The sequence below is a fragment of the Aeromicrobium sp. genome (assembly GCF_049586495.1).
Taxonomy (GTDB): domain Bacteria; phylum Actinomycetota; class Actinomycetes; order Propionibacteriales; family Nocardioidaceae; genus Aeromicrobium.
On record NZ_JBAVCB010000090.1, the window covers coordinates 1 to 11,277 of the forward strand.

11 protein-coding genes are annotated in these 11,277 nt (G+C 69.8%); 4 read left to right on the forward strand and 7 right to left on the reverse strand.

The genetic code is table 11. From position 1 onward, the window contains the following. The coding region (gene recC, locus WB508_RS05145) for an exodeoxyribonuclease V subunit gamma (protein WP_423843807.1) at positions 1-2,187 on the reverse strand (2,187 nt) is incomplete at its 3' end. 172 nt (positions 2,188-2,359) lie between these two features. Between recC and WB508_RS05150 the strand changes: the two genes are divergently transcribed. Next, positions 2,360-3,346, forward strand: a complete 987-nt coding sequence (locus tag WB508_RS05150) for a malate dehydrogenase (RefSeq protein ID WP_423843808.1) — start codon at positions 2,360-2,362, stop codon at positions 3,344-3,346. A gap of 29 nt (positions 3,347-3,375) precedes the next feature. Here the strand turns inward: WB508_RS05150 and WB508_RS05155 are convergent, their stop codons facing one another. After that, positions 3,376-3,660: a DUF3017 domain-containing protein gene (locus WB508_RS05155; protein WP_423843809.1), complete on the reverse strand. Its 285-nt coding sequence runs from the start codon at positions 3,658-3,660 to the stop codon at positions 3,376-3,378. Beyond that, positions 3,657-4,505, reverse strand: a complete 849-nt coding sequence (locus WB508_RS05160; RefSeq protein ID WP_423843810.1) for a bifunctional methylenetetrahydrofolate dehydrogenase/methenyltetrahydrofolate cyclohydrolase — start codon at positions 4,503-4,505, stop codon at positions 3,657-3,659. Before WB508_RS05160 ends, WB508_RS05155 begins: the two co-directional genes overlap by 4 nt. A 63-nt stretch (positions 4,506-4,568) precedes the next feature. Between WB508_RS05160 and WB508_RS05165 the strand changes: the two genes are divergently transcribed. After that, positions 4,569-5,123 (forward strand): YbaK/EbsC family protein, encoded by a 555-nt coding sequence (locus tag WB508_RS05165; protein WP_423843811.1) that lies wholly within the window; start codon positions 4,569-4,571, stop codon positions 5,121-5,123. A gap of 29 nt (positions 5,124-5,152) precedes the next feature. Next, positions 5,153-6,343 carry an NAD(P)/FAD-dependent oxidoreductase gene (locus WB508_RS05170; RefSeq protein WP_423843812.1) on the forward strand — a complete coding sequence of 397 codons (1,191 nt, stop codon included), beginning with the start codon at positions 5,153-5,155 and terminating at the stop codon, positions 6,341-6,343. Positions 6,344-6,359: 16 nt separating this feature from the next. On the opposite strand, the gene WB508_RS05175 is transcribed toward WB508_RS05170, so the two are convergent. The 4 genes from WB508_RS05175 to WB508_RS05190 are packed head-to-tail and all read right to left on the reverse strand — an operon-like array spanning position 6,360 to position 10,623. Then, the gene (locus WB508_RS05175) at positions 6,360-7,262 is read right to left on the reverse strand and encodes a DMT family transporter (protein WP_423843813.1); all 903 of its coding nucleotides are present in this window, start codon (positions 7,260-7,262) and stop codon (positions 6,360-6,362) included. A gap of 22 nt (positions 7,263-7,284) precedes the next feature. Continuing rightward, the gene (gene purH, locus WB508_RS05180; protein ID WP_423843814.1) at positions 7,285-8,865 is read right to left on the reverse strand and encodes a bifunctional phosphoribosylaminoimidazolecarboxamide formyltransferase/IMP cyclohydrolase; all 1,581 of its coding nucleotides are present in this window, start codon (positions 8,863-8,865) and stop codon (positions 7,285-7,287) included. Next, complete coding sequence (gene purN / locus WB508_RS05185) at positions 8,862-9,506, reverse strand: phosphoribosylglycinamide formyltransferase (protein ID WP_423843815.1); 645 nt, start codon at positions 9,504-9,506, stop codon at positions 8,862-8,864. Before purN ends, purH begins: the two co-directional genes overlap by 4 nt. Continuing rightward, the gene (locus WB508_RS05190) at positions 9,394-10,623 is read right to left on the reverse strand and encodes a DUF6350 family protein (protein WP_423843816.1); all 1,230 of its coding nucleotides are present in this window, start codon (positions 10,621-10,623) and stop codon (positions 9,394-9,396) included. Before WB508_RS05190 ends, purN begins: the two co-directional genes overlap by 113 nt. Positions 10,624-10,691: 68 nt before the next feature. Between WB508_RS05190 and WB508_RS05195 the strand changes: the two genes are divergently transcribed. Beyond that, the coding region (locus WB508_RS05195) for a hypothetical protein (RefSeq protein WP_423843817.1) at positions 10,692-11,277 on the forward strand (586 nt) is incomplete at its 3' end.

Below are 11,277 nucleotides of genomic sequence, written 5' to 3' on the forward strand. Positions count from 1 at the left end.
CCCCGTGACCTCATCGGCGCCGGAGTAGGTGATGACCAGGGCGTCCGTAGCGGCCAGCACGGCGTCGAGCAGGAGCTGGCGGTCCTCGCTGCGTGGATCGCGCTCGCCCGTGAGTGGGCGCCGCGCCAGCACGTCGTCGCCGTCGGGTGACCCGGCCCGCGGGAACACGCCGTCATCGACGCCGAGCAGGCACACGACGCGATGCGGCACCGAGCGCATCGGCACCATGGTGCAGACGGTGAGCGATCCGGTGCGGAAGTTGGCCCGGGTGGGCCGGCCGACGAGACGGGCCGCCATCAGGGAGCGGATGTCGGTCAGCGAGAGCTCGATGGCAGCGTCGGCTTGCTCGGCCCCGATCGCGGCGAGCTCGCGCTCGGTCTGGTGCACCTGCCACTCATCTCCCCACCCCACGTCCGTGAGGGAAGCGACCGCGGTGCGCAGGGTGTCGACCCAGCCAGCCACGGAGGCCGTGCCGGTCAGCCGATCGGTGATCGATCGCAGCCGCTCGACCAGCTCGGTGAGTCGTCCTACCAGGTCGATGCCCGACGAGCCCACGGCGTCATAGGGCAGCGTGGGACCGAAGTACCGGTGGGCGTCATGGGAGACGGCAGCCCCCGCGAGCATGCGGTCCAGCCCGAACTGCCACGTGTTCTGCACGTAGGCTGCCAGCCCGTACGGTGCCCGATGGGCGTCGTCGAAGGCCCAGCGAACTCCGGTCTCGTCGACCCACCGGGTCATGGTGTCGAGGTCATCATCGGTGAAGCCGAATCGGCGGCGGACCGGCTTGGTGGCCGCGAGGTCGAGGATCGTGCTGGCTGGCGCGCGGCTCCCGGCCAGGTCGAGCAGCCGGCCGATGACGCCGAGCAGCGGGTTGGTCTGCACCAGCGATCGATCGGCCAGCCGCACCTGGAGCTGCTGCCCCGGGTGCCAGCCGTCGGTCGACGAGCTCACCCCACCGAGCCCGAACGCCGCCTCGACCAGAGGGGCGAAGCGTTCGATGTCAGGGCACATCACCACGATGTCGCGGGGCTCGAGCGTGGGGTCGTCGGCGAGGAGTCCCAGGACGACCTCGCGCAGAACCTCGACCTGCCGGGCCGCGCCGTGACAGGCGTGCACCTGCACGGATCGGTCAGCGGGGTCGACACAGTGGTCGCCAGCCGGGACGCGGTTGGCCTCGATGTCGGACTGGAGGCGGCCCAGCAGCGTGGGCGGACGGGGCGAGGGGATGTCCAGAGCCACCGACGTGGCGGCGATGGGGGTGACGGTGCGTTGGAGCTCGCGGACGTCACGGCCGAGCGTGGCCAGCAACGGGTGCAGCGCGGCGAGGTGCGTGGAGTCGTCGCGCCGTGCCATGGGGCCGGTGGACGTGGGGTCTCGCAGCGCCTGCCACAACGCGTCGGAGGCGTGCGGCAGCCAGATGTCGACCTGCCGATGCTCAGCCAGAGCGCGCAGCAGGTCGACCTCGGTGACGGTGAGGCGAGTGTGGCCGAGCAACGACAGCCGCGGTGGGAGATCGCTGGCGTCTGGGTCGGCAGCGAGGCGCCGGACGGCGGCATGGTGCCGCACGACGGGAGACGGCTGGGCGACGTGGGCCACGAGGCGGCGCCAGAGCTCCGGCTGCCAGGCCAAGTCCGCATCGACCGGCTGCGCGGCACCGTCGGTGTCAGCTCCGGCCTCCCAATCGATCAGCATGCTGGGTCGTTGGGCCGCATAGCTCGCGAACAGTCGGGCCAGCCGGTGGGCGACGGCCCATCGGCGACCGCGGCGCACGTCGTCGCCATGGACACCCGACTGACCGAGGTGGCGAGTGAGAGCCGGACACCACGCCTGGCCCAGGCTCGCGTCGATCACCTCCAGCAGCGGCCAGACCACCGTGTCGGGCGACCACGGGTCATCGACGTCGAGACCAACGACCTCGGCCACGATCGAGCGAGGGGCGCGAAAATCGACGCCGGCACACACTCCGTCGTCGTACCGGCCGCCGGTCGCTCCGGTGCCGAGCGCGTGGGAGAGGCGCTGGCTGACCCAGCGCTCGACCCCCTTGGCCGGGACGATGACGAGCTCACGGGCGAAGGGATCAGCCTGCGGGACCCGTAGGACGTCAGCCAGAGCGTCGATCAGAAGATCGGCCCGAGGTGCCCGGTGCAGTCGAAGGGAACCTACGTCACGGCCGGGGCGCGCGGTCATCGGATCGATCCCCTCCCCTGCTCGGCAGCCTCGTGCGGCAGCCTAGGCCACGGGTCCGACACTGAGGCGCCTGATGAACAACCGGAGGACCGAGGACCCTCTTCGTGACGCGATCGAGCCACTGCTACTTTCACAAGGAACCCCCAGCCTCTCCCGCAAGGAGCACCTCCTCGTGACCACCCCCGTCAAGGTCGCCGTCACCGGCGCTGCCGGCCAGATCGGCTACAGCCTTCTCTTCCGCATCGCCAGTGGCGCACTCTTCGGCCCCGACACACCCGTGCAGCTGCGACTGCTGGAGATCACCCCTGCGCTCAAGGCACTCGAGGGCGTCGTGATGGAGCTCGACGACTGTGCGTTCACCACGCTCGACTCCGTTGAGATCGGCGATGACGCCAACACCATCTTCGATGGCGCCAACCTGGCTCTGCTCGTCGGCGCCCGCCCCCGAACCAAGGGCATGGAGCGTGGCGATCTGCTCGAGGCCAACGGCGCGATCTTCACGGCGCAGGGCAAGGCCCTCAACGACAACGCTGCGGACGACATCCGGATCGGCGTCACCGGCAATCCGGCGAACACCAATGCGTTGATCGCCCAGACCAACGCCCCCGACATCCCGGCCGAGCGTTTCAGCGCCCTGACCCGCCTGGATCACAACCGTGCGTTGTCGCAGCTGGCTGCGAAGACCGGCTCCAGCGTCGGCGACATCAAGAAGATGACGATCTGGGGCAATCACTCCGCCACCCAGTACCCCGACATCTTCCACGCCGAGATCGGTGGCCGGAACGCCGCTGAGGTCGTGGGCGACCAGGCCTGGATCGAGAACGACTTCATCCCGACCGTCGCCAAGCGCGGCGCGGCGATCATCGAGGCTCGCGGCGCTTCATCGGCCGCGTCGGCCGCGTCGGCCACCATCGACGCCGCTCGCGACTGGCTGCACGGCACGCCGGAGGGCGACTGGGCCTCCATGGCCGTGCGCTCTGACGGTTCCTACGGCATTCCCGAGGGTCTGATCTACTCCTATCCCGTCACCACCACGAACGGCAACTGGGAGATCGTCCAGGGCCTCGAGATCGACGACTTCAGTCGTGCCCGCATGGACGCCACCGCTGCGGAGCTGATCGAGGAACGCGACGCCGTCACCGAGCTCGGCCTGATCTAGAGGTCTGCTGACGAGCCACGCCCGAATGGCTAGCCGGGCTGGTTGGGGATGACGACGGCGAGCACCACGAGGCTGACGCCGAGCAGCGTCATCCAGACGACATCGAACGGTGTGCCGCGCACGCGCAGCATGCCGATGTGGTCCGGGGGCACGACGGCGCGTGCCACGGCACCGATGATGAAGGTGATGCCCACGAGGCTGACGCCGATCCGCCAGGCATCGAGCGCGATCAACACCATGCCGGCCGCCACTCCCAGCAGCAGCACCAGGTAGAGCTGCGACCCGCGGCTGCGCGGCAGCTTCAGCGGAGTCACGATCGCTCCGCGGCGTCGACCACATTCGCCAGCAGCATGGCGCGTGTCATGGGACCGACCCCTCCGGGGTTCGGCGCCACCCACCCGGCCACGTCCATGACCGACGGGTGCAGGTCGCCGACGATCTTCCCGTTCTGGTCGCGGCTCACGCCGACGTCGAGCAGAGCCGCGCCAGGCTTGATCATGTCGCCGGTGATGATGCCCGGCACCCCGGCCGCGGCGATGACGATGTCGGCGCGGGCCACCTCGGCCGCCAGGTCCCGGGTGCCGGTGTGGCACAGCGTGACGGTGGCGTTCTCGGACCGGCGGGTCAGCAGCAGCCCCATCGGGCGACCGACGGTGATGCCGCGCCCGACGACGACCGCGTGCTGGCCAGCGATCTCGACACCGTGTCGACGCAACAGCTCGATGATGCCGCGCGGCGTGCACGGCAGCGGCGCCTCCTTGCCCAGGACCAGCCAGCCGAGATTGGTGGGGTGCAGGCCGTCAGCGTCCTTGCCGGGGTCGATGCGCCCGATGATCGCGTTCTCGTCGATGCCCCGGGGCAGCGGAAGCTGCACGATGTAGAGCCCGCATGCCGGATCGGCGTTCAGCTGGTCGACAGCAGCCTCCACCTCGGCCTGCGTTGCCGTGGCGGGCAGGTCGATCCGGATCGACTCGATGCCGATCTCAGCGCAGTCCTTGTGCTTGGCGCCGACGTACCACTGGCTGCCCGGGTCGTCACCGACCAGAATGGTCCCGAGCCCGGGGACGATGCCACGCTCACGCAGGACGGCGACTCGTGCGGTCAGCTCGGCCTTGATCGACGCTGCCACGGCCTTGCCATCGAGAATGTGCGCTGTCACGCAGCGAGTCTCTCACGGCACTACCCGTCGATTCCGGCTGGTCAGCCCTTCTAGGATCTCCTCATGGACCCCGACGTCTGCCTTGGCACGCTCGCCTTCTGGCCTGTGGATCTCGCGCTGCTTGCTGGTCCCGTCGCGGCCGTGTTCGCACGACGACCCGATCTGAGCGCGCGGGCAGGAACCGCTTCGATCGATCCAGCTCTGGCCGACACCGCAGCACTGGCAGCTGAATATGCCTTGACTCCCGAGATGTCGGCCAACTGTGTCGTGGTGCGTGGTCGGCGCGGCGGTGATGAACGGGTCGCCGCGTGCGTCGTCCTGTCCCACACCCGCGCCGACGTCAACCATCTCGTGAAGCGCACGCTGGACGTGCGCAAGCTCTCGTTCGCCCCGCAGGACTGGACGGTCCAGATGTCAGGCATGGAGCACGGCGCCATCACGCCGATCGGACTGCCCGACGAATGGCAGGTCCTGGTCGACCGCGCCGTCACGGAGCAGCCGTGGGTCGTCGTCGGCAGCGGTCTGCGACGCTCCAAGCTGGCCTTGCCGGGTGCGGTGCTGGCTGATCTGCCCGGCGTCCGAGTGCTCGACGAGCTCGGGGTCGCCGCCGAGGTGTGACGAGCGACCTTCGCGGGTACGACAGACACATGCGCCACGACTACGAGTACCTGATCATCGGTGCCGGCATGACCGCCGACGCTGCCGCCCGTGGCATCCGCGAGGTCGATGCGGACGGATCCATCGGCATCGTGGGTGAGGAGCCCGATGCTCCTGTGCGCCGCCCAGCCCTGTCCAAGGACCTGTGGACCGACGCCGACGCCACCCTCACCGACAGCACGCTCGACCCCGCTGGCGCCACCGGAGCCGAGGTGCATCTCGGCCACCTCGTCACCGAGATCGACCCGGCCGCCCGGGTGGCGACCTCGGCGTCCGGCGACGAGTTCGGCTACGCCCGGGTGCTGATCGCGACCGGCGGGCACCCACGACACCTCGACGGCCTGGAGCCGTCCGATCGTGTCGTCTACTACCGCACCGTGGCCGACTACCGCCGCGTGCGCGAGGCGGCCCAGCCCGGCACTCACGTCGTCGTCGTGGGCGGCGGCTACATCGGATCGGAGATCGCGGCGGCGCTGGCACAGAACGAGGTGCAGGTCACGATGGTCTTCCCCGAAGATCACCCGGGTGCCGGACGCTTCCCCACCGAGATTGCCGAGCAGATCACCGCACGCTACGCCGAGGCCGGCGTGCAGCTGCGCGCTGGAACCGGCGTGGATGGAGGCACGGTCAGCGGCGACGGGATGCGGCTCGACCTCGACGACGGCTCGACGCTCGACGCCGACCTGGTCGTCATCGGGCTAGGCCTCGAACCCTCGACCGCTCTGGCCGAATCTGCCGGCCTCGAATGCTCCGACGACGGCGGCATCGTGGTCGACGACCATCTGCGCACGTCGGTACCCGACGTCTTCGCGGCCGGGGACGTCGCCTCGTACATCGATCCGCGACTCGGTCGGCGCCGTGTGGAGCACGAGGACAACGCCCTGACGATGGGCACGGCTGCCGGTCGCGCCCTCGCCGGCTCCGACGAGCCGTACGCGCACACCCCGATGTTCTACTCGGATCTGTTCGACCTCGGCTACGAGGCGGTCGGGCGCATGGACCCGTCGCTGGAGACGGTCGTCGACCAGCAGGGCGACGGCTCGGTCGTGTACTACCTCGACGGCGACCGCGTGGTCGGCGTGCTGCTGTGGAACGTCTGGGACGCGGTCGATGATGCCCGCGAGGTCATCGCCCGCGGCAAGCGGCCCGACTCCTTCACGGGTCTGATTCCTTTCGACTGACGCACTGAGCGGCAGCTCAGACCGGCGGGGTCTCAAGGGAGGCCACCGGCTTTTGCTGGCTGAGCGCCAGCCAGATCACGGCGGACAGCACGAGCAACCCACCGAGCAGCTGCACGCCGCCGAGCCGCTCGTCGAGCAAGAGGGTCGCCAGCGCAACCGTGACCACCGGCTCGACCGTGGACAGCACCGACGTGGCAGTCGGGCCGAGCAGCGCGAGGCCGGCGAAGAACGTCAGGATCGCGCCGACCGTGCAGATGACGGCGATGGCCACCAACGAGCCCCAGCCCACCAGCCCGTCCGGGAAGGACTGTGGGCGGTCCGCCAGCGCCGCGCCCAGCGTCAGCGCACCGGTGACGAAGGTCGCGGAGCAGCAGATGATCGTCGTCACGATGATCGCATCGAGGCCCACCGTGACGACCGATCCCACGACGATGTAGATCGAGTAGATCACCGCTGCGGCGATCGCCAGCGTGATCCCCAGCGCCCGGCCGCTCCCGCCACCGACGACCAGCGCCGTCCCCGTCAGCGACAGCACGAGGGTCAGCACCGTCACGACGTGCAGCCGCTCGTGCAGGACAACCACCGCGAGCACCGTGACGAACGCCGGGAACAGATACAGCAGCAGTGCGACGAGACTGGCCTGCGCGTGCTCCAGGGCCAGGAAGAAGCAGGTCGCCTGACCCACGTAGCCGATGCCGCCCATCGCCGCGACCGGCCACCAGCGACGCACGGGAGGCAGAGGCACCCGCCTCACCCGAGCCACGGCCAGCAGCACGACCGAGGCCAACGCAAAGCGCACGAAGATCAGCGGGAGCGTGTCGGTGCCGTCCTCGTGCGCCCACACGCCGAACACGGCCATCGAGCCGAAGGCTGCGGCCGACACGACGACCAGCGCGGCGCCCCGAACCCGCTCAGACATGTCGTCGGTCCGCCCGCCAGCGTCAGTGGAAGAAGTGTCGGGTGCCGGTGAAGTACATGGTGACGCCGGCCGCCTCCGCCGCTGCGATCGTCTCGTCGTCGCGCACCGACCCGCCCGGCTGCACGATGGCCCGGACACCGGCGTCGAGGAGAATCCCCGGGCCGTCGGCGAACGGGAAGAACGCGTCGGACGCGGCCACGGATCCGCTGGCACGGTCCCCCGCCCGATCGACTGCCAGGCGGCACGAGTCCACCCGATTGACCTGGCCCATGCCGATGCCGACCGAGGCGCCGTCCCTGGCCAGCAGGATCGCGTTGGACTTGACGGCCCGGCACGCGGTCCACGCGAAGGCGAGATCAGCGAGCAGTGCGTCGTCGGCCGGCTGCCCGGCGGCCAGTGTCCACGCCCTTGGGTCGTCGCCGCCGACATCCTGGACAGCGTCGACGCGGTCGATCCGCTGCATCAGGATGCCGCCGCTGACGGCACGCAGCTCGACCGCGGCGCGGGTCTCGTCATCGGCCACCCGCAGGACACGAATGTTCTTCTTGCCCTGGAGAACCTCGACGGCACCCGGCTCGTAGTCAGGGGCCACGATCACCTCGGTGAACACCTCAGCGACCTGCTGTGCCATGGTCACGCTCACCGGGCGGTTGGTGGCGATGACGCCGCCGAACGCCGACACAGGGTCGCAGGCGTGGGCGTGGGCGTGCGCGATGGCGACGTCAGCGCCGATGGCGATGCCGCACGGGTTGGCGTGCTTGATGATGGCGACGGCCGGGTCAGTGAAGTCGTACGCGGCACGGCGAGCAGCATCGGTGTCGACGTAGTTGTTGTACGACATCTCCTTGCCGTGCAGCTGCTCGGCCGCCGCGAGCCCTCCACCCTCGGCCTGCCGGTACAGCGCGGCGGGCTGGTGCGGGTTCTCGCCGTAGCGCAGCACCGCCGAACGCTCCCACGTCGCACCCACGAAGTCGGGCCAGCCGCCGGCCTCGGCGACGTCGGGGCTCGGAGCGTACGCACTGGCGAACCACGACGCCACGGTCACGTCGTAGGCCGCCGTGTGCGCGAAGGCTTCGGCCGCAAGTCGCTTGCGCTGCTCGAGCGTGAAGCCCCCCGCCGCGAGTGCTGCGCGGACCGCAGCGTACCGCTGGGGCGAGACCACGACGGCCACGCTCGGGTGGTTCTTCGCGGCCGCCCGCACCATCGAGGGACCGCCGATGTCGATCTGCTCGACGCAGTCGTCAGCGGTTGCTCCCGATGCGACAGTCTCGCCGAACGGGTACAGGTTCACGATGACCAGGTCGAAGGGCTCGATGTCGAGATCGGCGAGCTGACGCTGGTGGTCATCGAGGCGCAGATCAGCCAGGATGCCGGCGTGGACGCGTGGATGCAGCGTCTTGACGCGGCCATCGAGACACTCGGGAAATCCGGTGACCTCCTCGACCGGGGTGACCGGCACACCAGCCGCCTCGATGGCCTTGGCCGTGGAGCCGGTGGACACGAGCGACACGCCGGCTGCGTGCAGGTCGCGAGCGAGATCGGCCAGTCCGGTCTTGTCGTAGACCGACACGAGGGCGCGCTTGAGGGGGCGAGAGGTGGTCATGAGTCTCCGAAGGTGATGGTGCGGCCGTCAAGGGTGTAGCCCTCGCGCGCCATGCGGCCGACCCAGTCGACCAGCATCTGGCGCTCGCTGAGCTTGATGCGTTCATGCAACGTGCTCTCGTCGTCGTCCGGCAGGACGGGCACGACCACCTGAGCCACGATGGGCCCGGTGTCCACCCCGGCGTCGACGACGAACAACGTGGCGCCGGTGACCTTGACGCCGTACTCGAGGGCATCGCGCGGACCGTGCATCCCGGGGAAGGACGGCGAGAGCGCGGGATGCGTGTTGACGGTGCGTCCGCCGAACAGGGCCAGAAACGCTGGGCCGGTCAGCTTCATGAAGCCGGCCAGAACCACCAGATCGGGTGCGTGTTCGGCGACCTGATCGGCCAGCGCGATGTCCCAATCCACCCGATCGGGGAAGTCCGAGACAGGGAGGACGAACGTGTCGATGCCGTGCCGCTCAGCGCGGTCCAGCCCCTCGATGCCGTCACGGTCAGCGCCGACGGCGATGATGCGAGCGCCAAAGTCAGGATTGTTCGTGGCGTCGATCAGCGCTTGGAGATTGGTGCCTGCGCCAGAGACGAGAACGACCAGGCGGGCCGGCGTCTGCGCCTGGTTCTGGGGAGGAATGGAGGGCACGCTCGCCACGATAGTGCGCGAGGACCGCCCCGATCCCACCGCCCACCGCCATGACGGGCACGGCGACGAGCAGCGGGGTGAGGGCCGCCGGGCCGGCCTGTTCCATCCGCCCCGGTCCTATCGCCCCGCCCGACGCTCCGATGAGAACGCCAAGCATGAATCCGGCCGCGGCGCCGGCAGCGAACCCGGCCACGATCTGGGACCTGAGCTCCTCGGAGGGATCTGTGCAGGCCCGCCATCCGGCCACCGCTCCTGCCGCCAAGGGCACCAGTCCCAGCAGGAACACCCACCCGGGAAACTCTCCCGGCGACGGCAGGGCGGCCAGCACCGGGAACCCCGGGACCGCGCCGAGCTGGGCCCCCGTGAGATCCACCGACGTGTCGCTGCCGAGCGCGAAACCGGGGCCGATGAGAGTCGCGGCGGTCCACAACACGAGGTTCGGCACCGCGAGCAGTGACCCGGCCGCCAAAGCGATGCCACCACCCACACCGGGATCGAGGAGGGCCCACAGATCCCCGGCCCGATCGAGATGGATCAGCAGGAGCAGGACGACGAGCGACGTGGCGGCGGTCAGCATCGCCAGCACTCCCGACAATCCGGCGCGCAGGGCGCGGCGCAGGTGGTCGCTGACGGTGAACCACAGCGCGTCGCTGCCCCCGTGTCGACCAACGGCTCCGAGGCCAGCGCCCACCCCCCCGACCACACACGCAGCGGCAACCGCTCGAATCGGCGAGATGTCGACACCGCCGGTTCCGGCCACGGCAGAGATCACGGCCCCGACGAGGCCGTGAGAACCGGCAGTGGAGATCACGAAGGCTGGCAGATCATCGACCGGGTCTGGCAAGACCCACCGCACGACCGCCGCGACCACGAGCACAGCCACGAGCAGAGCGCCGATCGGCACGACCGTGATGGTGACGCCACCGGCCGTGATGCCCGAGCCGATCGAGGTGAGCCAGACCTGCGCCGAGGTGCGCGCCACCGACGTCACGGAGAAGTCGTCGAGCCCGCGTGCGAACAACACGACGATCCCTGACAGCAGCATCGCAGCGCCGGCGGCGAGAGGCCCGGCGAGGAAGGCCGCCCGGAGGTACGGGGTCTCGGTCGGCGCAGTCACCCCTTCATCCTCCCCTGTATCGTGGCGATGCCGCGCCGAGGCACGCCGAGCGCCGAAGGAGGCTGTCCATGTCACGCGTCGACGAGTTCGACAGCTTCTATCGCTCTGCCTTCGCTGAGGCCGTCGAGGTCACCTATGCCCTGTGCGGCGACCGGCAGGTCGCGCTCGAGGCCACCACCGACGCGTTCCGGCGCACCTGGCGCGACTGGGCCAAGATCCGTGACCGAGATCCGCTGGGCCATGTGCGCACCGAGGCATGGCGCGCCACTGCCCTGAGCCGAAGCACCCACCCCCTGCGTCGCCGGCACGAGGACGACTCCGACATCCCGCTGCTCGACGCCCTGGGCGACCTCCATGTCGACGAGCGTCGCTTGATCGTGCTCATGACGCTGGGTCGGACCGATCTGGAGGTCGCCTCCCGGGAGGTCGGAATACCGGCCGAGGACGGCATCGAACAGGTGACCAACGCCCTTGCGGCGTTGGAGAAGTCGCTGGGCCAGACGATCGCCGAGATCGAGCATCGGATGCACGCGCTCGGCAACGTCACGTCAACTCTGGCAATCCCCGACCCCACCATCATCCGCCGCGCTGCCCGCCGCGGTCGGCGGCGCAACACGGTGCTTCTCGTCGCGGCGGCCGTCCTCGGTGTGATCG

What these genes read in the sequence shown, in the direction of transcription:
- WB508_RS05165 (WP_423843811.1), top strand. Translation starts at nt 4,569, where the DNA reads ATGGACCCCGACGTCTGCCTTGGCACGCTCGCCTTCTGGCCTGTGGAT.
- WB508_RS05170 (WP_423843812.1), top strand. Translation starts at nt 5,153, where the DNA reads ATGCGCCACGACTACGAGTACCTGATCATCGGTGCCGGCATGACCGCC.
- WB508_RS05175 (WP_423843813.1), bottom strand. Translation starts at nt 7,262, where the DNA reads ATGTCTGAGCGGGTTCGGGGCGCCGCGCTGGTCGTCGTGTCGGCCGCA.
- purH (WP_423843814.1), bottom strand. Translation starts at nt 8,865, where the DNA reads ATGACCACCTCTCGCCCCCTCAAGCGCGCCCTCGTGTCGGTCTACGAC.